Annotated in this window: 26 protein-coding genes; 12 read left to right on the forward strand and 14 right to left on the reverse strand. The window is 70.9% G+C overall.

Annotated features, from left to right (window positions below; translation table 11 throughout):
* Positions 1-30 precede the first annotated feature (30 nt).
* The 3 genes from AACG61_RS01925 (at position 31) to AACG61_RS01935 (ending at position 2,498) form a co-directional block, all read left to right on the forward strand.
* A complete protein-coding gene (locus tag AACG61_RS01925) occupies positions 31-1,185 on the forward strand; it encodes a cytochrome b/b6 domain-containing protein (RefSeq protein WP_411838337.1) in 1,155 nt (384 codons plus the stop codon).
* 105 nt (positions 1,186-1,290) lie between these two features.
* Positions 1,291-1,869 (forward strand): YceI family protein, encoded by a 579-nt coding sequence (locus tag AACG61_RS01930; protein ID WP_411838339.1) that lies wholly within the window; start codon positions 1,291-1,293, stop codon positions 1,867-1,869.
* Between the two features lie 230 nt (positions 1,870-2,099).
* Positions 2,100-2,498 carry a hypothetical protein gene (locus AACG61_RS01935; protein ID WP_411838340.1) on the forward strand — a complete coding sequence of 133 codons (399 nt, stop codon included), beginning with the start codon at positions 2,100-2,102 and terminating at the stop codon, positions 2,496-2,498.
* A gap of 5 nt (positions 2,499-2,503) precedes the next feature.
* Here AACG61_RS01935 and AACG61_RS01940 read toward each other — a convergent pair whose 3' ends face one another.
* Complete coding sequence (locus AACG61_RS01940; RefSeq protein WP_411838341.1) at positions 2,504-4,162, reverse strand: NAD+ synthase; 1,659 nt, start codon at positions 4,160-4,162, stop codon at positions 2,504-2,506.
* Positions 4,163-4,284: 122 nt separating this feature from the next.
* Here AACG61_RS01940 and AACG61_RS01945 point away from each other — a divergent pair, with 122 nt between their 5' ends.
* Complete coding sequence (locus AACG61_RS01945) at positions 4,285-5,721, forward strand: MORN repeat-containing protein (RefSeq protein WP_411838342.1); 1,437 nt, start codon at positions 4,285-4,287, stop codon at positions 5,719-5,721.
* 6 nt (positions 5,722-5,727) lie between these two features.
* Here the strand turns inward: AACG61_RS01945 and AACG61_RS01950 are convergent, their stop codons facing one another.
* The 4 genes from AACG61_RS01950 to AACG61_RS01965 all read right to left on the reverse strand — a co-directional run bounded on the left by AACG61_RS01950 (position 5,728) and on the right by AACG61_RS01965 (position 9,150).
* Complete coding sequence (locus AACG61_RS01950; protein WP_411838343.1) at positions 5,728-6,795, reverse strand: YcjF family protein; 1,068 nt, start codon at positions 6,793-6,795, stop codon at positions 5,728-5,730.
* The gene (locus AACG61_RS01955; RefSeq protein WP_411838345.1) at positions 6,792-8,159 is read right to left on the reverse strand and encodes a YcjX family protein; all 1,368 of its coding nucleotides are present in this window, start codon (positions 8,157-8,159) and stop codon (positions 6,792-6,794) included. Before AACG61_RS01955 ends, AACG61_RS01950 begins: the two co-directional genes overlap by 4 nt.
* Before the next feature lie 104 nt (positions 8,160-8,263).
* Positions 8,264-8,614 (reverse strand): hypothetical protein, encoded by a 351-nt coding sequence (locus tag AACG61_RS01960; protein WP_411838346.1) that lies wholly within the window; start codon positions 8,612-8,614, stop codon positions 8,264-8,266.
* Positions 8,611-9,150 (reverse strand): hypothetical protein, encoded by a 540-nt coding sequence (locus AACG61_RS01965; RefSeq protein ID WP_411838347.1) that lies wholly within the window; start codon positions 9,148-9,150, stop codon positions 8,611-8,613. The genes AACG61_RS01960 and AACG61_RS01965 overlap by 4 nt, the downstream gene beginning before the upstream one ends.
* A 281-nt stretch (positions 9,151-9,431) precedes the next feature.
* Between AACG61_RS01965 and hrpB the strand changes: the two genes are divergently transcribed.
* Entirely contained in the window at positions 9,432-11,879 is a 2,448-nt protein-coding gene (gene hrpB / locus AACG61_RS01970) for an ATP-dependent helicase HrpB (RefSeq protein WP_411838348.1), read from the forward strand.
* Here the strand turns inward: hrpB and AACG61_RS01975 are convergent.
* The 4 genes from AACG61_RS01975 to AACG61_RS01990 form a co-directional block, all read right to left on the reverse strand.
* A complete protein-coding gene (locus AACG61_RS01975) occupies positions 11,876-12,208 on the reverse strand; it encodes a DUF2794 domain-containing protein (RefSeq protein WP_411839445.1) in 333 nt (110 codons plus the stop codon). The genes hrpB and AACG61_RS01975 overlap by 4 nt on opposite strands.
* Positions 12,209-12,257: 49 nt before the next feature.
* Positions 12,258-12,542 carry an I78 family peptidase inhibitor gene (locus AACG61_RS01980; protein ID WP_411838349.1) on the reverse strand — a complete coding sequence of 95 codons (285 nt, stop codon included), beginning with the start codon at positions 12,540-12,542 and terminating at the stop codon, positions 12,258-12,260.
* Between the two features lie 5 nt (positions 12,543-12,547).
* Positions 12,548-13,033 carry a hypothetical protein gene (locus tag AACG61_RS01985; protein WP_411838350.1) on the reverse strand — a complete coding sequence of 162 codons (486 nt, stop codon included), beginning with the start codon at positions 13,031-13,033 and terminating at the stop codon, positions 12,548-12,550.
* Between the two features lie 167 nt (positions 13,034-13,200).
* Positions 13,201-13,842 (reverse strand): TetR/AcrR family transcriptional regulator, encoded by a 642-nt coding sequence (locus tag AACG61_RS01990; RefSeq protein WP_411838351.1) that lies wholly within the window; start codon positions 13,840-13,842, stop codon positions 13,201-13,203.
* 225 nt (positions 13,843-14,067) lie between these two features.
* Here AACG61_RS01990 and AACG61_RS01995 point away from each other — a divergent pair, with 225 nt between their 5' ends.
* Positions 14,068-15,495: a Glu/Leu/Phe/Val family dehydrogenase gene (locus AACG61_RS01995; RefSeq protein ID WP_411838352.1), complete on the forward strand. Its 1,428-nt coding sequence runs from the start codon at positions 14,068-14,070 to the stop codon at positions 15,493-15,495.
* A gap of 60 nt (positions 15,496-15,555) precedes the next feature.
* On the opposite strand, the gene AACG61_RS02000 is transcribed toward AACG61_RS01995, so the two are convergent.
* The gene (locus AACG61_RS02000; protein WP_411838353.1) at positions 15,556-16,503 is read right to left on the reverse strand and encodes an L-threonylcarbamoyladenylate synthase; all 948 of its coding nucleotides are present in this window, start codon (positions 16,501-16,503) and stop codon (positions 15,556-15,558) included.
* A 111-nt stretch (positions 16,504-16,614) separates the two neighbouring features.
* Here AACG61_RS02000 and AACG61_RS02005 point away from each other — a divergent pair, with 111 nt between their 5' ends.
* Genes AACG61_RS02005 through AACG61_RS02020 form a run of 4 tightly spaced genes read left to right on the forward strand, consistent with a single transcriptional unit; the run spans position 16,615 to position 20,175 of the window.
* Entirely contained in the window at positions 16,615-18,312 is a 1,698-nt protein-coding gene (locus tag AACG61_RS02005; protein ID WP_411838354.1) for an acyl-CoA dehydrogenase, read from the forward strand.
* On the forward strand, positions 18,309-19,328 hold the full coding sequence (locus tag AACG61_RS02010; RefSeq protein ID WP_411838355.1) for an MBL fold metallo-hydrolase: 1,020 nt from the start codon (positions 18,309-18,311) through the stop codon (positions 19,326-19,328). Before AACG61_RS02005 ends, AACG61_RS02010 begins: the two co-directional genes overlap by 4 nt.
* A gap of 53 nt (positions 19,329-19,381) precedes the next feature.
* Complete coding sequence (locus AACG61_RS02015; RefSeq protein WP_411838356.1) at positions 19,382-19,534, forward strand: aa3-type cytochrome c oxidase subunit IV; 153 nt, start codon at positions 19,382-19,384, stop codon at positions 19,532-19,534.
* Between the two features lie 17 nt (positions 19,535-19,551).
* Positions 19,552-20,175, forward strand: coding sequence for a hypothetical protein (locus AACG61_RS02020; protein ID WP_411838357.1), 624 nt, complete (start codon positions 19,552-19,554; stop codon positions 20,173-20,175).
* Here the strand turns inward: AACG61_RS02020 and AACG61_RS02025 are convergent.
* Both AACG61_RS02025 and AACG61_RS02030 read right to left on the reverse strand, forming a co-directional pair.
* On the reverse strand, positions 20,163-20,489 hold the full coding sequence (locus AACG61_RS02025) for an AzlD domain-containing protein (protein WP_411838358.1): 327 nt from the start codon (positions 20,487-20,489) through the stop codon (positions 20,163-20,165). The two genes, AACG61_RS02020 and AACG61_RS02025, sit on opposite strands and share 13 nt — an antisense overlap.
* Entirely contained in the window at positions 20,470-21,162 is a 693-nt protein-coding gene (locus AACG61_RS02030; protein WP_411839446.1) for an AzlC family ABC transporter permease, read from the reverse strand. Before AACG61_RS02030 ends, AACG61_RS02025 begins: the two co-directional genes overlap by 20 nt.
* Before the next feature lie 175 nt (positions 21,163-21,337).
* Here AACG61_RS02030 and AACG61_RS02035 point away from each other — a divergent pair, with 175 nt between their 5' ends.
* Positions 21,338-21,814 carry a GNAT family N-acetyltransferase gene (locus AACG61_RS02035; RefSeq protein ID WP_411838359.1) on the forward strand — a complete coding sequence of 159 codons (477 nt, stop codon included), beginning with the start codon at positions 21,338-21,340 and terminating at the stop codon, positions 21,812-21,814.
* Here AACG61_RS02035 and AACG61_RS02040 read toward each other — a convergent pair.
* Both AACG61_RS02040 and greA read right to left on the reverse strand, forming a co-directional pair.
* The gene (locus tag AACG61_RS02040) at positions 21,811-22,707 is read right to left on the reverse strand and encodes a hypothetical protein (RefSeq protein ID WP_411838360.1); all 897 of its coding nucleotides are present in this window, start codon (positions 22,705-22,707) and stop codon (positions 21,811-21,813) included. The genes AACG61_RS02035 and AACG61_RS02040 overlap by 4 nt on opposite strands.
* 4 nt (positions 22,708-22,711) lie before the next feature.
* Positions 22,712-23,182 carry a transcription elongation factor GreA gene (gene greA / locus AACG61_RS02045; protein ID WP_411838361.1) on the reverse strand — a complete coding sequence of 157 codons (471 nt, stop codon included), beginning with the start codon at positions 23,180-23,182 and terminating at the stop codon, positions 22,712-22,714.
* Between the two features lie 283 nt (positions 23,183-23,465).
* Here greA and AACG61_RS02050 point away from each other — a divergent pair, with 283 nt between their 5' ends.
* Positions 23,466-25,121 carry an electron transfer flavoprotein-ubiquinone oxidoreductase gene (locus AACG61_RS02050; RefSeq protein ID WP_411838362.1) on the forward strand — a complete coding sequence of 552 codons (1,656 nt, stop codon included), beginning with the start codon at positions 23,466-23,468 and terminating at the stop codon, positions 25,119-25,121.
* The last annotated feature ends 5 nt before the right edge of the window (positions 25,122-25,126 follow it).

The raw sequence follows: 25,126 nt of genomic DNA on the forward strand, positions 1-25,126 counted from the left end.
GGACGGGAAACCGCAGCGAAGGCCCGTCCCATGCGCACCAACACCTCCACCAGCTATGGCAGCGTCGCGCGCGGCCTGCACTGGCTGACCGCCCTGATCATCCTGTCCAACATCGCCCTGGGCCTCTGGGCCGAGCGCATCCCGCTGGAGCAGATGGCGCTCAAGGTGCAGGTCTTCTCGCTGCACAAGACGCTTGGCGTCGCGGCGCTGGTCGTGGCGCTGGCGCGCATCGCATGGGCGCTGAGCCAGACCCGCCCCGCCCCCGTCCATCCCGAACGCCGGCTGGAGACCCTGCTGGCCGAGGCGGTGCACTGGACGCTCTACGGGTCGATGGTGCTGGTCCCGGTGACGGGCTGGATCGAGCATGCCGCGACCGACGGCTTCGCGCCGATCCTCTGGCCCCTGGGCCAGGGGCTGCCGCTGGTCCCGAAATCGCCCGCCCTGGCCACGGTCATGGCCGAGGTGCATCACGTCTTCGCCTTCCTCTTGATCGGGTCGGTGGTCCTGCACGTCGCGGGCGCCATCAAGCATGCGGTGATCGACCGCGACGGCGTGCTGGGGCGGATGACGCGGGGCCTGCCCGCCGGGCGCGGCATCGTCGCGCGCCACGCGCTGCCGGCGCTGGTGGCGGTGGCGGTCTTCGGCGCGGGCGCGGCCTATGCCCTGGCCACCGCCCCGCGCGAGACGGCGCCCGCGGCGGTGCTGGAGCAGGCGGCCTCCGAATGGCGGGTGACCCAGGGCGATCTGGGCTTTGCCGTGCGCCAGATGGGATCGACCGTGACGGGCGGCTTCTCGGACTGGACCGCCGCCATCGATTTCGACCCCGAGACCGGCGCGGGCGCGGTCACCGTCACCATCAACATGGACAGCGTCACCATCGGCACCGTCACCGACCAGGCCAAGGGTGCGGCCTTCTTCGACGTGGCGGCCCACCCGACCGCCGTCTTCGAGGGCACGATCCGCCCCGAGGGCGAGGGCTATGTCGCCGAAGGCCCGCTGCGCCTGCGCGACCAGACGATGCCCGTCACCCTGCCGTTCCGGCTGACCATCACCGACGGCGTGGCGCAGATGCAGGGCCAGGCGGTGATGGACCGCCGCGACTGGCAGGTCGGCGCCGATTATGCCGACGAAAGCACGGTCGGCTTTCAGGTGGACCTGACCGTGGCGTTGACCGCCACACGCTGATCCCACGCAGATGTGCGCAGGATGACAGGTCCTGTTCGCCCATCGCCAGTTGCCTCAGGGGCCGCATCCAAGGATGGTGCGGCCATAACCCAACGGAGTTTCCCGATGCTGAAGACCACCGCCCTGACCGCCACCTTCGCCCTCGTCGCCGGAGCCGCCCTGGCCGAGCCGCAGGCCTACAGCCTGGACACCTCGCACAGCCAGATCGTGTTCGATTACAGCCACCTGGGCTTCTCGACCACGACCGGCATGTTCGGCGACATCACCGGCACGATCATGTTCGACGCCGAGGACCCGGCCGCATCCTCGGTCGAGGCGACGTTCCCCGTCGCGTCGCTGATGACCGGCTTTGCGGGCCGTGACGAGCATTTCCTGTCGCCCGACTTCTTCGGCGCCGATGGTGCCGCCCCCGAGGTGACCTTCAAGTCCACCGGCATCGAGGTCACCGGCGACACCACCGCGCTGATCACCGGCGATCTGACCCTGAACGGCGTCACCAAGGAGGTCGTGCTGGACACCACGCTGAACCAGCAGGGCACCCACCCGATGGAGAACAAGCCTTGGCTGGGCTTCGACGCGACCACGACCCTGCTGCGCAGCGACTTCAACGCCGGCATGTTCGCCCCCGCCGTGTCGGACGAGGTCGAGGTGCGCATCTCGGTCGAGGCGATGCCCGCCGAATAAGGTCGCACCGCACGGCGACCCGTCAGGCCCGCGATTCGTCGCGGGCCTTTTTCATGGGGTGCCCGGTTTCGGGCAGAGGCGGGCCGGGATCGCCGGATCGGAAAAACTTGAGGGGAAATCCCCCGCTTTCAGAGGGATCGGCCCGATGCGGGGACTTGACCCGTGGCGGGACTGAGGCAGACTTGATCCATCGGACCGGCGGTTCGGTCCGACTTGTCGGAACGTTCACGATGGACAGCTATCTCTCTGCCGCACGCGACCTGGTGGTCGAGGGCATGCGCGAAAGCCGGATCGCGCTGTCGCCCGATCTTGAGTTTCACCTGGCCGCGACGCTGGCGCGCTACATGCACCGGCCCCTGCGTCCCGATCAGCTGACGCTGCGCCTGATGGACGCCGCGCGGGGGCGGGCGCCCCGCTCCGAATCGCGGCGCATCGGCGACGATTGCCTGATCTCCTGCGCCTTCTTCGAGGCCCGGCTGACCCGGCATGGCGGCACGATCGTGCATTACGCGGGGCTGGGCCAGACCGCCTATGCGGTCGCGGGCATGCCCGATGTGGCCCAGGGCTTCCCCGAGATGCTGGACGTGCTGCAGGCCAGCCGCCCCGCGCCGCCCCGCCGCCTGATCTGAGGCCCCTACAGCCGGTCGCGCCAGCGGTTCACCAGCGGATAGCGCCGGTCCAGCCAGAAGGCGCGGGTCGAGATGCGCGGCCCGGGTGCGGCCTGATACCGCTTCCATTCGCTGACATAGAGCAGCTTTTCCACCTGCCGCACGGTGTCCGCATCGAACCCCCGCGCGACCAGATCGGCCAGCGACTGGTCCTGTTCCACCAGCCCGTCCAGGATCGCGTCCAGCACCTCATAGGGGGGCAGGCTGTCGTCGTCGCGCTGATCGGGGCGCAGTTCGGCCGAGGGCGGCTTGGTGATGATCCGCTGCGGGATCACCTCTCCGGGCGCGCCCATCATCCAGTCGCGATGGTTGGCGTTCCGCCAGCGGCAGGTCTCGAACACCCGCGTCTTGTAGAGGTCCTTGATCGGATTATAGCCGCCCGCCATGTCGCCATAGATGGTGGCATAGCCCACCGCGACCTCGGACTTGTTGCCGGTCGTCAGCAGCATCTCGTTGAACTTGTTGGACAGCGCCATCAGCATCACGCCGCGCAGGCGGGACTGGATGTTCTCCTCGGTGATGTCGGGGCTGGTACCCTCCATCAGATGCGCCAGCGCATCCCCCACCGCGTCGCGCGCCCCGTCGATGCGCACGGTGTCCAGCCGCGCGCCAAGCCGCGTTGCGCAGTCGGCGGCGTCCTCCAGGCTGGCCTGCGAGGTGTATTCCGACGGCAGCATCACGCAGCGCACGTTCTCCGCCCCGATCGCGTCACAGGCGATGGTCGCGACCAGCGCAGAGTCGATGCCCCCCGACATGCCCAGCAGCACCTTGCGGAAGCCCGACTTGCGCAGATAGTCGCGCAGGCCCAGCATCATCGCGTGATAATCCTGCTCCCACGCGTCGGGCTGCGGGTCCATCAGGCCGGGTTCGGCCCGCCAGCCATCGGCCTGCCGGGTGAAATCGACATGCACCACCGCCTCCTGGAAGGCGGGCAGCTGCACGACCTTGTGGCCGCCGGGGTTCAGCACGAAGCTGGCCCCGTCATAGATCTGGTCGTCCTGGCCGCCGACCATGTTCACATAGACCAGGGGCAGGCCCGTCTCGACCACGCGGCCGACCATGTGGCCCATGCGCAGGTCCAGCTTGTCGCGGTGATAGGGGCTGCCGTTCGGCACGACCAGGATCTCGGCCCCGGTCTCGGCCAGGGTCTCGGCCACGTCCGGGTACCAGCTGTCCTCGCAGATCGGGCTGCCGATGCGGGCCGCGCCCACCGGATAGGGGCCGCTGATCGGGCCGCTGTCGAACAGGCGCAGTTCGTCGAACAGCTGCTTGTAGGGCAGGTGATGCTTCAGCACCCGCGCGACCAGCGCCCCGTCCCGGAATACCCACCAGGCGTTGTAGAGCCTGCCACCGTCGCGCCACGGCCCGCCGATGCCGATGGCCGGACCGCCCGTCAGCGCGGTGCCAAGCGCCATGATCGCGTCCTCGGCCTGGGCGGTGAAGGCGGGCTTCAGCACCAGGTCCTGGGTCTGATAGCCGGTAATGAACATCTCGGGCAGGGCCAGCATGTCGGCACCGGCGTCGCGGGCCTCTTCCCACGCGTCGCGGGCGCGGGCGGCGTTGCCCTCCAGATCGCCCACGGTGGCGTTCAGCTGGCCGATGGTCAGGCGGAAACGGTCGGTCATGCTGGCTCTCCTGTGGCGTGCGACCGGGATAGCGGATCGGGGCCGAGAGGAAAAGTCGGGCTTTGCGCCGGGCGGCCTTCCGGGGTAAACCTGCGGCAAAACACCGTAAGGGGCGACAGGCGATGAAAGCGGCAATCGGCACGGTTCTGGCATGGGCGATCCTGGCGGGCCCGCTGGCGGCCCAGGTCGTCACCAAGCAGTACGACGATGGCGGCGTCTACGAGGGCACCTTCCGCAACGGGCTGCAGCACGGCCAGGGCAGCTATGTCCTGCCGAACGGCTACCGCTATGAAGGGGACTGGGTCGAGGGCCAGATCATGGGCCAGGGCCGGGCGGAGTTTCCCAACGGCTCGGTCTACGAGGGCCAGTTCGCGCGCGGCAAGCCGCATGGCCAGGGCAAGATCACCTATGCCGATGGCGGCACCTACGAGGGGGCCTGGGTCGAGGGCGAGATCACCGGAGAGGGCGTCGCCCGCTATGCCAACGGATCGGTCTACGAGGGGCAGTTCGCGCGCGGCCTGCACCAGGGGCGGGGCGTGCTGACGCAGGCCAACGGCTATCGCTACGAGGGCGACTGGAACGCGGGCGTCAAGGAGGGGCAGGGCAAGATCACCTATCCCGACGGCGCCACCTACGAGGGGGCGATGCTGGCCGGGCAGCGGGCCGGTCAGGGCAAGCTGGTGATGGCCGACGGGCTGACCTACGAGGGGGTCTGGGCGGCGGGCCAGATGTCGGGCACGGGCGTCCTGGTCCAGCCGACGGGCGACCGCTACGAGGGACAGCTGGAAGCCGGGCGCCGTCAGGGCAAGGGCGTCGCGACCTATGCCAACGGCGACGTCTATGACGGCGATTTCGCCGATGACCGCCGCCACGGGCAGGGCACCTTCACCGGGGCGGACGGCTATGTCTATGTCGGCGAATGGGCGCAGGGGCGCATGGAGGGCCGCGGGCAGATCACCTATCCCGACGGGTCGGTCTATCTGGGCCAGATGCGCGCCGACCGCCCCGACGGCACCGGCAAGATCACCTATGCCGACGGATCGACCTATGAGGGCCAATGGTCCGAGGGCGTCATCCAAGGCGACGGCAAGGCCACCTACGCCAATGGCATGGTCTATGAGGGGGGCTTCCGCAACGCCCGCAACCATGGGCAGGGGCGGATGTCCTATCCCGACGGCTATGTCTATTCCGGGGCTTGGAAGGACGGGCAGCGCCATGGCGACGGGCAGGCCACCTATCCCGACGGCACGGTCTATACCGGCAGCTTCGTCAACGGGCTGCGCGAGGGGCAGGGCCGCCTGACGACGCCGGACGGGTTCCTCTACGAGGGCGGCTGGAAGGCCGGAGAGATCGACGGCACAGGCGTCGCGACCTATGCCAATGGCGACCGCTATGAGGGGACCTTCGCGGCGGGCAAGCGTCAGGGGCAGGGCGTCATGCGCTATGCCACGGGCCAGGTCGCCTCGGGCGAATGGCAGGACAACCGCCTGATCGAGGCCGATGCCACCGCCCCGGAGAGTGCCACGGAAACCCCGGACCTGCCCGCCGAGGCGCCCTGAGGCCCGTCAGGGGCGGTCGTCGCTGCCGAATAGGCCGGTCACCGCACGGCTGACCAGGTTGCCGACCTTGGGGCGCGGCTGCGCCAGGAAGGGCAGCGGGCGGCAGACCTCCATTGCGGCGATGCCCACGCGGGCGGTCAGCGCGCCGTTCACCAGCCCCTCGCCGAAGCGGCGCGACAGTTTCGACAGGATGCCGCCGCCGGCCATCGTCTGGACCAGGTCGTCGCCCGCCGCGACCGCGCCCGTGGCGATCAGATGCGTCATCACCGTCCGCGCCAGCCGCCAGCCGCCGACCGCGCCCGCACGCCCGCCATAGATCTCGGCCATGCGGCGGATCATGCGCAGGTTCGCGGCCAGTGCCGCCGCCACGTCGGCCAGGGCCAGCGGCACCAGCGCGGTGGTCGCGGCGACGGTGCGCACCGCGGCCTCGATCTCGCGCCGCGCCTGCTGGTCCAGGCCGGCCAGCAACTCGGCCTCGGCCAGGGTCAGCAGGGCACGCGGATCGAAGGTCTCGGCCCGGCGGTCGGCCAGGCGCTGACGCTGCCACTCCATCTCGGGGCGCTTGGCGTAAAGTGCGACCAGGCCGTCGGTGACCGCGCGGGCCTGATCCAGCCCCTCCTCGGCCAGCGCGGCGCCGGCCTGGCGTTGCAGCGCATCGATGCGCGCCATGCGCCGCCACGCCCGCCATTCGCGCAAGGCCATGCCCAGGGCCGCCAGCGTGAACAGCGTGAACAGCCCCACCGCCACCCAGCCCAGCAGCGGATAGCGCGTCAGCAGCCCGTTGATGAAATCCAGCGCCGCCACGCCCAGAAGGAAGGTGAACAGCGCCGCCCCCGCATTCAGGAACAGCCGCGTCAGCCGCGAGGGCGGGCGCCCGACCAGGCGCGTGACCATCTGCATGGTGCGCGGCTGCGGCAGGGCTGCGTCGCTGGCGTCGATCACCGGCGCGTCGGCGGGGCTGGGGGCCGCGTCGGGGCGCGCTTCGTGCTGGGCCGGGCGGGTGCGGGCGGCGGCCGGGCCGTCCTCCAGCGTCATCAGGATCGGGCCGCGCGGGCGCTTGGGGGCATCGGTCACAGGCGGTCTCCGATCAGGAATTCGGCGGCGCGGTCCAGCCGGATATGGGGCGGCCCGTCGCCGGGCCGGGTCGTCAGGGGCGCGGGGGCAAAGTTCATGATCGCGTAATCCGCGTCCAGCCAGGCCTGCGCCCCCTGCCGCGCCGGGTTCAGCAGCGCCGAGGGGTCGGCCGGAAGCTCTCCGGGATAGAAGGCCGCCTGACGCCCGTCGATCAGCCGGCCGCGCACGGCGGGCAGGTCGCCGTCGGGCTGGGCGATCACGTCCTCGGTCGTGGCGCGCACGGCGGCGATGGCCATGGCCTCGGTCCGGGCGCCCTGGAAATCGGCGCGGTCGCGGGCCTCGCGCAGCATCGCCGACAGGATCGCGGTCAGGCGGTTGTGCTGGATGTGGTGCAGATGGTCGGCCTTGGTCGCCGCGAACAGAATGCGCTCGACCCGCCGGGTGCCCAGGAGCTGGCCCAGCCAGCCCGCGCGACCGGGGCGGAAGGCCGACAGGATGTCGGCCATGGCGCGGCGCATGTCCTCGACCGCGCGGGGCCCCTGATGGATCGCGCCCAGCACGTCGACCAGCACCACCTGCCGGTCGATCCGGGCGAAATGGTCGCGGAAGAAGGGCCGCACCACGCGGGATTTATAGGCGTCGAAGCGGCGGCGGAATTCCCGCCCAAGGCGCGTGGCCTGCAGGTCGGGGGGCAGGGGGGCAAAGGTCAGCGCGGGCGACCCGGCCAGCTCTCCGGGGATCAGGAAGCGGCCGGGCGTGCAGTCCGACCAGCCCGCATCGCGCGCCGCGTTCAGATGCGCGGTATAGATGTCGGCCAGATCCTGGGCCATGGGTTCGGTGAAGGCATCGTCGCGCGGCAGGCCCGCCAGCGCGGCCAGGAATCGGTCGGCGCCGGGGCGGTCGGCGATGCGCTCCAGCACCTCGGCCGACCATTGGGCGAAATCCCGCTCCATCAGGCGCAGGTCCAGAAGCCATTCGCCGGGATAGTCCACGATGTCCAGATGCAGGTTGCGGCTGCCGCGCAGGCCCAAGAACCCGCCCCCCTCCAGCCGCAGCGACAGGCGCAGCTGGCTGACATGGCGCGTGCCGTCGGGCCAATGCGGCTCCGGACCCGTCAGCGCCGCCAGATGGCGTTCGAAGTCGAAGCGCGGGATGGTGTCGTCGGGCTGGGGCTGCAGCCAAACGGCCTTGAGCCGCCCGTCGGCCGCCGCGCGCAGGGCCTGCATGCGCCCGCGTTCCAGCAGGTTCGCCACCAGCGCGGTGATGAACACCGTCTTGCCCGCCCGGCTGAGGCCGGTCACCCCGATGCGCACCACCGGGTCGCCCAGGCCCAGCCCCTCCATCACGTCGCTGCCGATGCCCATTGTCGCCCTTTGGTCCGTTGTCTGATTGAACGCATTGGGCCGAAGATAGGTTCGCGCGGCGGGGTTTTACAGCCACAACGCGCGCGGGCCTCGGAAGGCGCGGATCACGAACCCATGGTGCCAGCCGAGGCCGGGCTGGGGATTGCCCCCTTATCGACCAGGCGGGTCTCTCCGTCCATGCCGGGGATCTGGATCACGCCGGTCAGTCCGGTCACGCCCCCAAGCCGCAGGGCAGTCCGGCCGTCCTTCAGCACCAGCGTGTCACCATCCTGCTCCGCCAAGCCGATGCCGCTGATGGCGTGGGCGGGGTCGAGGCCGGGGACGGTGATCTCGGCACGACCCTCGGCGGGGTCGACATCGGTCACGACCGCCACATGGCCCGTGCCCGGCCGGTCCATCACGCCCTCCGCATCCAGCCAGCCCTGCAGGATGTCCGCGCCCGGACCGCCCGTCACGCTGTCGCCCAGGTCGAAGTCGATGGTGTCATCGACCGCCCCCCGGTCAGCGTCGCCGCTCCCGTCACCTGCATATGGGCATCGGCCGTTCCCGCCTCGAACCGCACCGCGCCGTCGCCTTGGACCCAGACCCTGTCGTCGGACCGGGCCGTGGCGATGTCGCTGCCCCGGACCACATCTCCGTCGCCCACACATACGAAGGCGTTTCGCATGCCGCGCAGATCCAGCACGTCGGCCCCTGCGCCGCCGTCGATCCACATGCCCGAGCCTGCGGCGGTGATCGTATCCTCGCCCGCCCCGCCCTCGATCTGGGTCAGGCCGCGGAACACGGGCGAGGTCGGAGACCCGAAGCCGATCTCGCCGGTCCGGGAACCGTGGAGTTCGGTATGTCCCCGGTCGTCATCGGCACGCAGCCCGTAATCGTCGGGCACAAAGCGGACGTCGCGGTCGGGGTCCGGACCGGTGGCGACGCTGATATCGTCATCACCGGCCCCGCCCTGGATGCGGCCGGAAAAGGCCGGATCGTCTATGGCCATGCTCCTCAAGCGTCACGCTCTCACCCATGGCCCACAAGGCGGCGGGACTGGGCTACGGATCAGGTTCGGAATCCGGTTCGGGTGTGGCGTCCGGATCGGGCGCATCGCCGTCGCCTGACTGGCCCGGAATCGCGGGCATCGCGAACAGGGCGAGCGGCCCCAGAAGCAGCATGATCCTCACCGAAAACAGCTCAGCCTGCGACGCTGTCGTGGCGGGGCCCGGACCTGTCGATCCACATCCCGATTGTGCGCGGGCGGGGGGTGGGGCTATGACCCGGGGCATGAGTGACGCGCTGCCCATCGACGATGCCCTGCCCGCCCTGCTGGAGGCGATGGAGCGCCATGGCCGCGCCGTGCTGGTGGCGCCGCCCGGCGCGGGCAAGACCACGCGGGTGCCGCTGGCGCTGATGGACCGGGTCGCGGGGCGCATCCTGATGCTGGAGCCGCGCCGGCTGGCCGCGCGCGCGGCCGCCGAGCGTCTGGCGCAATCCCTGGGCGAGGGGGTGGGCGGGCGCGTCGGATACCGGATGCGCGGGGAATCGGTGGCGGGCAGCCGCATCGAGGTCGTGACCGAGGGCATCCTGACCCGGATGATCCAGTCGGACCCGGCGCTGGAGGGTGTGGGCTGCGTGATCTTCGACGAGTTCCACGAGCGCAGCCTGAACGCCGATCTGGGCCTGGCGCTGGTCTGGGAGGCGCGGGGTGCGCTGCGCGAGGATCTGGCGGTGCTGGTCATGTCGGCCACGCTGGATGCGGAGCCGGTGGCGGCGATGCTGGACGGCGCGCCCGTGGTCGCCTCCGAGGGGCGGGCCTTTCCGGTCGAGACGCGCTGGCTGGAGCGGCCTCTGCCTGCGGGCGGGCGGCTGGCCGATGACGCGGCGTGGCTGATCGCGCGCGCCGAGGCCGAGACGCGCGAGACGGGCGGGACCATCCTGGCCTTCCTGCCGGGCGAGGGCGAGATCCGCCGCGTGATGGCGGCGCTGTCGGGGACGGGCTGCGAGGTGCTGCCACTCTATGGCGCGCTGCCGGCCGCGGCGCAGCGCGCGGCGCTGGCCCCGCCGGGGGTGGTGCGGCGGATCGTGCTGGCCACTGCGATCGCCGAGACCTCGCTGACGATCCCCGGCGTGCGGGTGGTGGTGGATGCCGGGCGCGCGCGCCGGGCGCGGTTCGATCCGGGCAGCGGCATGTCGCGCCTGGTGACCGAGCGCGTCAGCCGCGCCGAGGCCGAGCAGCGGCGCGGCCGCGCGGGGCGGGTGGCGCCGGGCATCTGCTATCGCATGTGGGCGCGGGCCGAGGAGGGGGCGATGCCCGCCTTCGCCCCGCCCGAGATCGCGGTGGCCGATCTGGCCGGGCTGGCGCTGGACCTGGCGGCGTGGGGGGCGGAAGCGGGCGATCTGGCCTTTCTGACGCCGCCGCCGGAGGGTGCGCTGGCCGAGGCGCGGGCGCTGCTGGCCGATCTGGGGGCGCTGGACAAGGCGGGGCGCATCACCGCGCATGGGCGGCGTCTGGCGCGGCTGCCGCTGCATCCGCGTCTGGCGCATATGCTGGCGGTGGCGGGGCCTGCGGCGGCGGATCTGGCAGCGCTGCTGTCGGATCGCGATCCGCTGCGGGGCGCGGGGGCGGATCTGGAGCATCGGCTGCGGGCGATCCAGGGTCAGGACGCGCGGGCGGCGTTCGAGGCGAACCGGCAGGGCATCGAGCGGATCAGGGCGGAGGCGAAGCGGCTGCGGCGGCTGGTTGCGTCCCGCGACGGCGGGGGGGACGATGTCCCCCCCGCACCCCTCCTGGCGCCCCTGTCGGCGGGGGGCATGGCCTCGCTGGCCTATCCGGACCGGATCGGGCTGCGGCGCAAGGGCGACGAGGCGCGCTTCGTGCTGTCGGGCGGCAAGGGGGCGGTCCTGCCGTCCGAGGACGCGCTGGCCGCGCAGCGGCTGATCGTGGCGCTGGACCTGGATGGGGATCAGCGCGAGGCGCGCATCCGCCTGGCCGCGCGGCTGGAAGACGGCGATCTGCGGGCGCTGCATGGCGAACGGATCGCCCCGCAGGCCCTGTGTGCATGGTCGCGCCGCGAGGGGCGGGTGGTCGCCCGGTGGCAGGAGAGGTTGGGTGCGCTGGTCCTGTCCGACCAGCCATGGCCCGACGCGCCCCCCGAGGCGCTGGCCGCCGCCGCGCTGGAGGGGGTGCGTCAGGACGGGCTGCCCTGGACCCCCGGCGCCGCCCGTCTGCGGGCGCGGATCGCGCTGCTGCCCGATCTGGGGCCGGTCACGGATGCGGCCCTGCTGGAGGAGGGCGACTGGCTGCTGCCTTGGCTGGGCCGGGCGCGGACGCTGGCCGATCTGCGCGGGCTGGACCTGACCGAGGCGCTGAAGGCGCGGTTGGGCTGGGCGGGTCAGCAGCGGCTGGACCAGGAGGTGCCGGGGCAGTTCACCACGCCTCTGGGCCGCCGGGTGCCCATCGACTATGGCGGTGCGGACCCGTCGATCGAGCTGCGCCTGCAGGAGCTGTTCGGCGTCACCCGCCATCCGGTCGTGGGCGGGCGGCCGCTGCGGATCACGCTGCTGTCGCCGGGGGGCAAGCCCGTGCAGGTGACGATGGACCTGCCGGGGTTCTGGGCCAGCTCCTATGCCGATGTCCGGAAGGACATGCGCGGCCGCTATCCGCGCCACCCCTGGCCCGAGGACCCGACCGCCGCCGATCCCACCACCCGCGCCAAGCCGCGCGGCACCTAGTCGACGGGGCGGATCAGCTTGGCGTCCAGCACGCGCAGCACCTGCGCCAGGTCATGGCCGCGTTTCAGGATGCGCCCGTCCATCGCGATGACCGCATAGGCGCCCTGCGCCGCGCGCAGCCGGGGGCGCTTTTCGATCCGGTAGAGGGGGTGTTCGGCGGCGCGGCGGAAGACGCTGAAGACCGCCGCGTCCTTCAGGAAGGACATGCCGTAGTCGCGCCATTCGCCCGCGGCCACGAAGCGGCCATAGGTCGACAGGATCAGCGACAGCTCCTTGCGGTCGAAGACCACGCGGTCGGGATCGGGCGGGAACGGCGGCGCGGCGTTCATCATGTCGGAATGGTGACACCCCGCCGCCGCCTGCGCAACGCGAAACGGATCAGAAGCAGCTGACCTTGGTGATGCGGCCGTTGGCGCCGTATTCGATGTTCAGCCGGTCGGGGCGGAAATCGGCGGTGACCATGTCCTCGGGGCCGATGACGCGGGTGCCGAGAGGGAAGTTCATCGCGGACAGGGCCGTGCGCGGCTGGCCGATCAGGCCCTGATAGCCGGCCGCGCCGCATTCGTCGGCAGGGGCGGGCGGGGTCACGGGTTCGACATAGGCGGGCTCGCAGGCGGCCAGGGCGGTCACGGCGAGGATCAGGGCAAGGGCGGTCTTGGTCATGGGGGTCATCCGCAATCGATGTTGGTGATGGTGCCTGCCGCGTCCAGGCGGAAGACGATCCGGTTCGGGTCGTAGTCCTGCGGCTCGATCCCGCGATACTCGACCACGCGATACACCTTGGTTATACCCAGGTTGGGGATCACGCTGCTGGGCTGGCCGATGCTGGAGGCGTAGCTGCTGCCCTTGCACAGGTCGGGTTCGCGTTCGGTCAGGCCGGTGATGCCGGTCGCGGGCGGCGGCAGGTCGGCCACGGCGGGCGCGGGAACGACGCTTGGATAGCCGGCGGTGGCCGGATAGGGCGCGGCGGGCTGATAGGGGGCGGGCGCGTAGGGAGCCGGGGCGTAAGGCGCCGGTGCGACGGCAGGCGCCATCGGCGCGGCGGGCGCATAGGCTGCCGGGGGCATCCGGGTCAGGCCCGAGGCGCAGCCCTGCACCGCACCCATCGCCAGCGCGGCCAGCGCCGCCCGAAACACCCATTGCCTGCGGATCATGCCTGTCACCCCTGCCGGCCCTGTTTTCGGGCCTTGTTACCGACAGCATAGGCGGGGCGGCGCGGCTTGAGAAGGCGGCCCGGCAATCACGTTTCGATCATCGCAGGAATGTCACAGCGCCTCATGCGGGCGCTCCGTTTTCAGGAGGCCGGTCTCAGTCACCCGCCTCAGGCGGCCCGCACCCCGTGCGAGGCCACGAACATGGCGGCCGCGTCGCGCGCGATCGCGTCGATCTGCGCCTCGTCGGGGGCGCTGCGGTTCAGAAGGGCCGGGTGTTGCACCTGACCGTTGATCAGCGCGACCATCTGGCGGGCGCTGCGCAGGCTGTCATGGGGTTGCAGCGCCCGAGCCGCGATCCAGCCGTCGATGCTGTCCGCAAGCGGCTGGACCACCGCATCCTCCATCGCCTGGTCATAGGCCCGCGCCTGGTCGGGAAAGCGCGTGGCCTCGGCGGTGATGACGCGCAGCATCGACAGGCGCGGCTCGGCCAAGCTCCAGACCGCCAGGTCATGCAGCATGACGGACAGATCCCGCTGCATGTCCTGGCCCGCGGGCGCGGTCTGGAACGGGGCGTCGCGGAAGGTGCTGGCCAGGGTGGCGCGCAGCACCTCGCGGAACATCAGCGACTTGTCGGGGAAATAGCTGTAGAGCGTGGCCTTGGACACGCGCGCGGACCGCGCGATGTCGTCCACGCTGGCCGCGGCATAGCCGTCGCGGAGAAAGATCGCGCTGGCGCCGTCGCGCACCTGATCGAACTTGCGGCCACGCGTAATGGCACCCGGCGTCCGGGTGTCGGTCGGTTTCATCATCGTCTCGTCCTCATTTTCCTTAGAACCCATGAGGGCGCGCAAGGTTCAATCGTCGTATAAAATATCGCGCAGGAAATAAAGTCGTACAAAATTTGCATGTTTGCATCATGCCGACGCATTGTCGTAGCTGCCTGTTTTCGCGCCAATTCCGGCTGGCGGGACGGGGGAATTTCGCCTAGCCTCCGAGGCATCCGACCTTGCGCCGATACCAGGAGGAAAGCAGCAATGTCCGTCAACACCACCTCGTTCCGGGATTCCGTCGACCGCATGTTCACCCATGCGGCCGGGCTGATGGATCTGGCTCCGGGCCTCGAGGAGAAGATCCGGGTCTGCAACTCGACCTATACGGTGCGCTTCGGCGTGCGGCTGCGGGGGCAGATCCACACCTTCACGGGCTATCGGTCGGTCCATTCCGAGCACATGGAGCCGGTCAAGGGCGGCATCCGCTATTCGCTGGACGTGAACCAGGACGAGGTCGAGGCGCTGGCCGCCCTGATGACCTACAAATGCGCGCTGGTGGAGGTGCCGTTCGGCGGATCGAAGGGCGGGCTGTGCATCGACCCGCGCGCCTGGAACGAGGACGAGCTGGAGCGGATCACCCGCCGCTTCACCTACGAGCTGTCGCGCAGGAACCTGATCTCTCCGTCGCAGAACGTGCCCGCGCCCGACATGGGCACCGGAGAGCGCGAGATGGCCTGGATGGCCGACGCCTACAAGCGGCTGCACCCGGACGACATCAACGCCAAGGCCTGCGTCACCGGCAAGCCGCGCACCGCGGGCGGCATCGACGGCCGCGTCGAGGCGACGGGCCGGGGCGTGCAGTATGCGCTGCGCGAGTTCTTCCGCCATGACGACGTGATGAAGAAGGCGGGCCTGGAGGGGGGCCTGGGCGGCAAGCGCGTGATCGTGCAGGGTCTGGGCAACGTGGGCTATCACGCGGCGCAGTTCCTGTCCCTGGAGGACAAGTGCCTGGTCACCTGCGTGATCGAGCGCGACGGCGCCGTCAGCAACCCGCAGGGCATCAACATCGACGCCCTGCGCGGCCATATCCGCGCGACCGGCGGCGTGCGCGGCTTCGCGGGCGGCGAGTACCACGAGAACGGCCTGGCGATGCTGGAGCAGGAGTGCGACATCCTGATCCCGGCCGCGGTCGAGAGCGTCATCCATGCCGAGAACGCCGAGCGCATCCGCTGCAAGCTGATCATCGAGGCCGCGAACGGTCCGGTGACTGCCGATGCCGACGCGATCCTGCGCCGCCGGGGCATCGTCATCATCCCCGACATGTATGCCAACGCGGGCGGCGTGACCGTGTCCTATTTCGAATGGGTCAAGAACCTGTCGCAGATCAGCCTGGGCCGGCTGGAGCGGCGCCACGAGGAGGCCCGCGCGCGCATGCTGGTCGAGGAGCTGGAGCGGCTGTCGGCCGATACCGGGCTGAACTGGACCCTGTCCAAGGGGTTCAAGGAGAGCTTCCTGACAGGCGCGGACGAGCTGGAGCTGGTGCGCTCGGGTCTGGACGACACGATGCGCGAGAGCTTCAAGAAGATGAAGGAGGTCTGGGTGAACAACCCCAAGGTCGAGGACATGCGCACCGCCGCCTATGTCGTGGCGATCCGGCGGATCTCCAACGTCTACAATTCGCTGGGGCTGTAAGGGGGGCGCTGCCCCCCGGCCTGCGGCCTCCCCCCGGGATATTTTCCTGAAGAAGAAGGGTCAGGGGCGGGGGGCGGCGGCGCGGCGCAGGCGGTCGTTGATCGCCTGGCCCAGGCCATGGTCGGGGATGGGCGCGACCGAGATCGGCCGGCCGAGGGCGTCGGCGCGTCGGAGCAGGTCGAAGAGGCGCGCGGCGGCCTGGGTCAGGTCACCCGTGTCCGAGAGGCTGAACGGGCCGGGGGTGCCGAAGGACAGATGCGTCTCTCCGGGCGCGGGATCGGCGTTCAGGCGCAGGGCCGCGCGCGGGGCGTAGTGGCTGGAGAGCTGGCCGGGCGCGCTTGGGGCGGACGGATTGCCCTGATGCAGGGCCAGCGGCGCGCCCAGGGCGGCGGCGATCGCCTCGGCCGGGATGCCGCCGGGGCGCAGCAGGGTCGCGCGCCCGCCGGGCCAGCCGACGATGGTCGATTCGACGCCTACCGGGCAGGCGCCGCCGTCCAACACCGCCGCGATGCGGCCGTCGAGGCCTCCGTCCGGGTCCAGCACGTGATCGGCGCTGGTCGGGCTGATCCGCCCCGATGCATTGGCCGAGGGCGCGGCCAGGGGCGCGCCTGAGGCCCGCAGCAGCGCCTGCGCGACCGGATGGGCGGGCACGCGCAGGCCGATCGTGTCCAGCCCCGCCGTCACCAGCCCCGCGATGCCCGCATCATTGCGCAGCGGCACGACCAGCGTCAGCGCGCCCGGCCAGAAGGCCTGCGCCAGGGTCAGTGCCTGCGGGGGCAGCTCAGCGATGGCCTGTGCCGCGGCCAGGTCCGCCACATGCACGATCAGCGGGTTGAAGCTGGGCCGCCCCTTGGCCTGATAGATGCGCGCCACCGCCGTGCCGTCGCGCGCGTCGGCGGCGAGGCCGTAGACGGTCTCGGTCGGGATGGCCACGCAGGCGCCCTGCGCCAGCAGGCTTGCTGCCTGGGCCAGTCCGGGGCCGTCGGGGAACAGTCGCAGGGTCTGCATTCGTGACGCGGGGTTTCGGTTGAGCCGGAGCGGAACGCGGCCCAAGATGCCGCCAAAGCCCACAGATAGACGCGCCGGCCCGCGAAGCCAAGGCGCCAGGAGGAGACCCCGATGAGCTTCAAGGCCCCGACAGCGCAGATCGACTTCATCCTGACCCATGTCGTGCCCTTCGGCGATCTGGCGCGGACCGACCGCTTTGCCGAGGCCACGGCCGAGACCGCCAGCGCCATCCTGGACGAGGCCGGCAAGCTGGCCCAGAACGTGCTGGCGCCGCTGAACTGGGGCAGCGACCGGACGCCGGCGCGGCTGGAGAACGGGGTGGTGCGGTCCTCGCCGGGCTTTGCCGAGGGGTTCCGGGCCATCGCGGAGGGGGGCTGGGTCGGCGTGTCGGCCGATCCGGAATACGGCGGCATGGGCCTGCCGCAGGCGCTGAACATGGCCGTGGCCGAGATGATGTCGGGCGCCTGCCTGTCCCTGCAGCTGAACCCGCTGCTGACCCAGGGCCAGATCGAGGCGCTGGAGCATCACGCATCGGACGATCTCAAGGCGCGCTATCTGCCCAAGCTGATCAGCGGCGAATGGTCGGGCACGATGAACCTGACCGAACCCGGCGCCGGCAGCGACGTGGGTGCGCTGACCACCCGGGCCGAGGATGCGGGCGACGGCACCTATCGGATCAGCGGGCAGAAGATCTACATCACCTGGGGCGACAGCGACGTGACGTCGAACGTCTGCCACCTGGTGCTGGCCCGCCTGCCGGGCGCGCCCAAGGGCACGCGCGGCATCAGCCTGTTCATGGTCCCCAAGCTGATCCCCGACGATCAGGGCAATCCGGGCCTGGCCAACAGCCTCAAGGTCGTCAGCCTGGAGGAGAAGCTGGGCATCCATGGCAGCCCGACCTGCGTGATGTCCTATGAGGGCGCCACCGGTTGGCTGGTGGGCGAGGAGAACAAGGGCATGGCCGCCATGTTCACCATGATGAACTGCGCCCGCCTTGGGGTCGGCATGCAGGGCGTGGGCGTGGCCGAGGCCGCGCTGCAGAAGGCCGTGGCCTATGCCCATGACCGCAACCAGATGGGGCCGATCATCCGGCATCCCGACGTGCGCCGCATGCTGGCCACCGCCCGGGCCGAGGTGTTTGCCGCCCGCGCCATCGGCCTGGCCTGCGCCACCGCCATCGACATGGAGCGCGCCACGGGCGACGCCGATCACGCCGCCCGCGCGGCCTTCCTGACGCCCATCGCCAAGGCCTATGGCACCGATGTGGGCATCCGCGTGGCCGACATGGGCGTGCAGGTGCATGGCGGCATGGGCTATGTCGAGGAGACGGGCGCGGCGCAGTATCTGCGCGACGTGCGCATCACCTCGATCTATGAGGGCACGAACGGCATCCAGGCGATGGATCTGGTCGGGCGCAAGCTGTCGGACGGGGGCGAGGCCGCGATGCGCCTGCTGGACGAGGTCCTGGACGGGGCCAAGGCCGCGCAGGCCGCCCATCCCGATCTGGCCCATCAGCTGTGGCAGGCGGCCGAGACGCTGCGCGAGGCGACCCACGCCCTGCTGGAGCGCGACATGGCCGACCGTTTCGCGGGCGCGGTGGCCTATCTGACCGCCTTCGCGCGGGTCCTGGGCGGGCATTACCACCTGCGCGCGGCTCTGAAGGGCACGGACGCGCACCGCGCGCTGGCGGCGGTGTTCATGGCCCGCGTCCTGCCCCGCTATGCCGCCGATCTGGCCGAGGTGCAGGCCGGGCAGGCCGATCTGATCGCGATCGGGGACGGGGTTCTGGCGGGCGATTACGCGGCGTGATCCGCACCCCGTTCGACACCCCGCCGGCGGAGGGCGCGGCCGTCACCGTCGCGCCCGGCGTGCTGTGGATGCGCCTGCCGCTGCCGATGAAGCTGGACCATGTGAACGTCTATGCCTTCGACGACCCGGAGGGCTGGACCATCGTCGATACCGGCTTCGACACCGGCCGCAGCCGCGCCCTGTGGGAGCGGCTGCTGGCCGGGCCGCTGCAGGGGCGGCCGGTGGTGCGGGTCATCGTCACGCATCACCATCCCGACCATGTCGGGCTGGCGGGCTGGTTCATGCAGGGCGGCGCCGATCTGTGGATCAGCCGCACCGCCTGGCTGACGGCGCGGATGCTGGTCCTGGACGAACAGGCGCAGGCCACGCCGCAGGCACTGGCCTTCTGGCGGCGGGCGGGCATGCCCGCGGAGCTGCTGGCGCGCCGGGCGGTGGACCGGCCGTTCAACTTCGCCGACGTGGTCCATCCGCTGCCGCAGGGCTTCACGCGACTGGCCGAGGGCGATGTCGTGGCCTTCGGCGGGCGGCGCTGGCGGGTCGCGATGGGGCATGGCCATGCGCCCTGCCACGTCACGCTATGGTCGCAGGACGACGATCTGGTCATCGGCGGCGACCAGCTGCTGCCGTCGATCTCTCCGAACCTGGGGGTCTATCCGACCGAGCCCGAGGCCGATCCGGTGGGCGAGTGGCTGGAGAGCTGCACCCGGCTGGCGGCGCTGGCGCGCACGGACCATCTGGTCCTGCCGGGCCACAAGCTGCCCTTCACCGGGCTGCCCTTCCGGCTGGAACAGCTGATCCAGAACCACCGCGCCGGGCTGGAGCGTCTGGCCGAGGTGCTGCGGGATGCGCCGCGCACGGCGGTGGGCTGCTTCGACATCCTCTATCGCCGCCGCATCGGCGAGGGCGAGTTCGGCCTGGCCCTGGTCGAGGCGGTGGCCCATGTGAACCATCTGCACCGCGCGGGCCTGGTCCGGCCCGTGGGGGAAACCGAAGGGGCGGTGCTGTGGGGGGCGTGACAGGTCCCGCGCAATCCGCTATCGCAGGACCGACCGCATTCAAGGGGGACGCCATGGCCGATTACGACAACAAACCCGAAGCCACCCAGGGCACGATGGACGTGTCCCAGCACAAGCAGACCTTCGCGGGCTTCATCCGTGCCTCCACCTGGGTCATCGGCCTGTCGCTGGCGGTGCTGGTGTTCATGGCCCTGACGAACGCCTGAACGGACGGGCAGGGGCGATGAAGCGACGCGTCTTTCTGGCGGCCGGCCTGCCGGTCGTCCTGGCGGCCTGCGGGGCCGACAACATCTGGGCCAGCGACGAGCGGGTGCGCGCCGCGCGCTTCGTCTCGTCGGAACCCACGGCGATCACGCTGTTCACGGTGATCGGCATCCCGCGCGGCGAGGGCGGCCATTCCGCCCTGATGTTCAACGGCAGCCAGCGCGTCATCTACGACCCCGCCGGCAGCTGGAGCCATCCGAACATCCCCGAGCGGCGCGACGTGCTCTACGGGATCACCGACAACTTCAAGAACTTCTACATCGACTATCACGCGCGCGAGACCTACTGGGTGGCCGAGGACACGATCCTGGTGCCGCGCGAGGTGGCCGATCTGGCGATCCGCCGCGCCGAGGCGAACGGCCCCGCCAACAAGAGCTTCTGCGCCATCGAATCGGGCAACGTCCTGTCCGGCGTGCCGGGGTTCCAGTCGGTGCCGCGGGGCTTCTCTCCGCTGAAGCTGCGCGCATGGTTCCTGAGCCAGCCCGGCGTGATCTCCAAGCGTCACTATGACGGCGATCCGGCCAACAACCACGACGTGCTGCTGCGCCAGAAGGACGGCACGATTGGCGGCTACAGAAGATAGAGCAAGGCGGCCAGGGTGCCGCCGCCCGCCAGGATGGCCAGCATGACGTTGCGCGTCAGCACCCCCACCGCGACGGTCGCGGCGGCTGCGGCCATCCGCGCCGGATCGGCGCTGCCGCCGGTGGCCTCGGGCCAGACGACCAGCGGCGCGACCAGCGCGGGCAGCACCGCGACCGGGGTATAGCGCAGCATCCGCATGACCCATCCCGGCAGGTCCCGGCTGCCCAGGGCGCCCAGGAAGGACCAGCGGATCAGGTAGGTGCCGATGCCCAGCACCAAAATGACGGTCCAGATCTCAGTGGCCGATGCGGGCATCGCGCGCCTCCCGTGCTTCGCTGCGCCATTCGACCAGGGCGCCGGTCGCCATACCGAGCGGCGCCGCGATCAGCAGGCCCAGCCCCGAGGGCAGCCCCGCCAGCAGCAGCGCCGCCGCGATGGCCACGAAGCAGGCGGCCAGATGCGCAGGCGTGCGCAGCATCGGCGCGATCATGGCCAGGAAGGTGATGGGCATGGCGAAATCCAGCGCGATCTCGTCCGGGATGGCCTGCCCGACCGTGGCCCCCGCCCAGGTCGCCACCATCCAAGGCACGCACAGCACCACCGCCGTGCCGCCGAAATAGGCCAGCCGCTGCGCCACCGACAGGCGCGGATGCTGTTCGTAATGCTGGATCGACAGGGCATAGCTCTGATCGATCAGCGTATAGGCGACCCAGGCCTTGTGGCGCGGCGCCGCGTCCCGCAGCCAAGGCAGGAGCGAGGCCGAATACATCGCCATGCGCAGGTTCACCGCGAGGCCCGACAGGATCACGATGATCGCCGGGGCGTGGTCCGACAGAAGCTGCACCGCCGTGAACTGCGACGCGCCCGCCAGCACCAGGACCGAGAAGCCCATGACCTGCGCCAGGTTCAGCCCCGCCTCGGTCGCGACCACCCCGAACAGCACCGCGAAGGGCACGATCACCACCAGGAAGGGCAGCGACTGCACCATGCCGTGGCGAAAGGCGGCACGCGGGCTGCGCGCCAGGGCGCGCGCGGCGGCCTCGTCGGCGGCGATCTGCCGGGCCGAGGGGCGGGGTTCGGGGGCGGGGGACATGGCGCTTTCGTCTTCCTGCGTTTCGCGGCACCTTGCTTGCACGCCGCGCAAGTCAAGACAAGGCCGCCCGATGCAGATCCTGCACCCCATTCCCCCGGCGCATCTGCCGGCCGCGGCGGCGCTGTGGCGGGCGCATTTCGGGCATGGCGGCTGGCCGGGCCGGGTCTCGGCCGCGCATGGGGTCGTCGCAGTGGACGGCCAGGGCACGGTGCAGGGGGTCATGGGCCTGCGCGACGCGACCGGCGGCTTTGCCCAAGGGACGGGGCGCTGGCCCGGCTGGCTGTTCCGCGCGGCGCCCGCGACGGCGGATCTGGTGATCGACGGTCTGGCCGTGGCGCGACGGCGCGGCGGCACGGGCCGGGCGCTGGTCGCGGCGGGCGGGTCGATCGCGGAGGCGGCGGGCCGCCCCGGCCTGAGGGCCGAGGTCCGCGCCCGGAACCGCGACGCGCTGGCCTTCTACGAGGCGGTGGGCTTCGCCCATGAGGGGCGGGGGCGCTATGGCCTGCCCTGGTGGGGGCAGGTCCATCTGCTGCATCGGGCGGCCTAGCCGAAGACCCCCGACACGCGGCCCAGCAGCATGAAGGCCCGCGCCGAGCGGCTGTCGGCCAGCACCGCGATCTGCAGGTCGTCCAGCTGCGGCACCAGCCGCGCGGCCAGCCCGTCGAAATGGCGCAGGAAGTGATGCGCCGTGTCGCGGAAGATCTCGTCCTCCTGCAGCATCCGGGCCGCGACCTCCAGGGCCTCGGGGCTGTGGATCCCGCCCAGGGCCGCGACCGCGCTGCCCCGCGCGCCATCCGCGAAGCGGCGCCAGACATCGGGCCGCGCCGGGTCGGGCGGCAGGTCGTCCATGTAGACGTCGCGCCCGGCCATCAGCGTCACGACATCCTGCGCGGCGCGCAGCACGCGGCTGTTGGCCGGGTCCTGCAGCGCGTGGCGCAGCGCCTCGATCGCCTCCAGGTCGTCGGGACCGTCGGGAAAGTTCAGCGCCCGGATCAGCGTGCCGGCATCGACGCCGGGGCCGGCCCCGGCCAGGGGCGCCTCGCGCGGCTCGACCGGGGGCGCCTTGGGCTGCGCGCGGGCGGGCGGGGGCGCGGGCATGGCGGCGCGCGCCTCGGTCCGGGGCCGTTCGGCGGGCAGGGGGCGCGGTTCGGGGGCCTCGCCGCGCAGATGCGCCAGATGCGCGCGAAGGTCGTCCGCCTCGGCGCGCAGTTCGGCCAGCTGGCGCGCCAGCGACACGCCCAGCCAGACCAGCGCCACCGGCAGCACCGTCCCCATGGTCGAGACCAGCCGGGACACCCCGCCCGCCCCGGTCGCGGCGTCCGACGGGCCCAGCACCCAGAACAGGACCACCAGGAACAGCCAGATCCCGGTCAGCGTCATGCCGATGGTGGTGATGCGGTCGCGGTTCGAGAGGCTGGCGATGCGTGCGATCAGCGACATGGGGTCATCCGTACCGGATCTCGACGATCTCGTAGCTGCGCTGGCCGCCGGGGGTGGTGACCTCGACGCTGTCGCCCTCGTCCTTGCCGATCAGCGCGCGCGCCAGGGGCGAGCGGATGTTCAGCAGCCCGCGCTCGATGTCGGCCTCGGCCTCGCCGACGATCTGATAGCGGCGCTCCTCCTCGGTGTCCTCGTCGATCAGCGTGACGCGGGCGCCGAACTTGACGCTGCCCGACAGCTTGGACGGATCGATCACCTCGGCCCGCGACAGCAGGCTCTCCAGCTCCTTGATGCGGCCCTCGATGAAGCCCTGCTTCTCGCGGGCGGCGTGATACTCGGCGTTCTCGGACAGGTCGCCATGCTCGCGCGCCTCGGCGATGGCGCGGATGATGGCGGGCCGCTCCTTGGACTTCAGCTCGCCCAGTTCGCGTTCCAGCGCCTGCGCGCCGGTGGGGGTCATCGGTATCTTTTCCATCGCTGCCCTGGTCCTTCCGGGGTGGGTTCGTGCGTCCGCAGCCAAACCAACGCCCCTGCCATTGCGGAATGGCAGGGGCGCGGGGCTGATCGGGACCCATGGTCACCAAAACGGGCGGCAATGCAAGACGGGATGGCACGATCGCGCGCGGCCGGGCGGGTTTGCGCGCGCGCCTTGGCGCCACATGTCCCGGTTGCGTTTCTTCGCCGCGTCACGATTGCCCCGGCGGGACGGGGCCGCTATCTGTCAGGCAGCCAGTTTGCCACGGAGGGGGCCGCAGCACATGACCGATGAGACCCAGATCGCCCGCGAATCGATGGAATACGATGTGGTCATCGTGGGCGCGGGGCCTGCGGGCCTGTCCGCGGCGATCCGTCTGAAGCAGATCGATTCCGACCTGTCGGTCGTCGTGCTGGAGAAGGGCTCCGAGGTCGGCGCGCATATCCTGTCGGGCGCGGTCCTGGACCCGTCCGGCCTGACCCGCCTGATGCCTGACTGGGCCGAGAAGGGCGCGCCGCTGAACACGCCCGTCACCGACGACAACTTCTATGTGCTGGGCGAGGCGGGGCAGGTGCGCGTGCCGAACTGGCCCATGCCGCCGTTGATGTCGAACCACGGCAACTACATCGTCAGCATGGGCAATGTCTGCCGCTGGATGGCCGAGCAGGCCGAGGCCCTGGGCGTCGAGATCTTCCCCGGCATGGCCGCCAGCCAAGTCGTGTGGGACGGCAGCCGCGTTGCGGGGGTCGTCGCGGGCGAGTTCGGGCGCAACCCCGACGGCAGCATCGGCGACGGATATGAGCCGGGCATGGAGCTGCTGGGCAAGTACGTCTTCATCGCCGAGGGCGTGCGCGGATCGCTGGCCAAGGAGATCATGGCCCGGCTGGACCTGTCGAAGGGCCACGACCCGCAGAAGTTCGGCCTGGGCATGAAGGAGATCTGGGAGGTCGCCCCCGAGAAGTTCCACAAGGGCCGCGTCGTGCACACGATGGGCTGGCCGCTGGGCAAGAATGCGGGCGGCGGCAGCTTCATCTATCACCTTGAGAACAATCAGGTCCTGGTCGGTTTCGTCGTCCACCTGAACTACGAGAACCCGCACCTCTATCCCTACATGGAGTTCCAGCGCTTCAAGCACCATCCGATGGTGGCCGAGCTGCTGGAGGGGGGCAAGCGCGTGGCTTACGGCGCCCGCGCCATCAGCGAGGGCGGCTGGCAGTCGCTGCCGCAGTTGTCCTTCGACGGCGGCGTGCTGCTGGGCTGTTCGGCGGGCATGGTCAACGTGCCGCGCATCAAGGGCAACCACAACGCCATGCATTCGGGCATCGAGGCCGCCGAGGCCGCCGCCGCCGCGATCAGGGCGGGCCGCGCGGGCGACCGGCTGAGCGACTACGACACGGCGGTGCGCGGCGGCACCATCGGCCAGGACCTGAAGAAGGTCCGCAACGTCAAGCCGATCTGGTCGCGGATGGGCCTGTCGGCCAGCCTGATGCTGGGCGCGGTGGACATGTGGACCGCCAACCTGACCGGCTGGAACCCGCTTGGCACCTGGAAGCACGGCAAGTCCGACGCCGCCGCCACCGGCAAGGCGCGCGACCACAAGCCGATCGACTATCCCCGCCCGGACGGCAAGCTGTCCTTCGACCGGCTGACCAACGTGGCGTTCTCCTTCACCAACCACGAGGAGAGCCAGCCCTGCCACCTGAAGCTGCGCGATGCGTCGGTGCCCATCGCGGTCAACCTGCCGGAATATGCCGAACCCGCGCAGCGCTATTGCCCGGCCGGCGTCTATGAGGTGGTCGAGGATGCGGCGGGCCCGCGCTTCGTCATCAACTTCCAGAACTGCGTCCACTGCAAGACCTGCGACATCAAGGACCCCAGCCAGAACATCGTCTGGACCACGCCCCAGGGCGGCGACGGGCCGAATTACCCGAACATGTGATGTAT

It is taken from the genome of Paracoccus sp. ME4 (genome assembly GCF_046736325.1).
Taxonomy (GTDB): Bacteria; Pseudomonadota; Alphaproteobacteria; order Rhodobacterales; family Rhodobacteraceae; genus Paracoccus.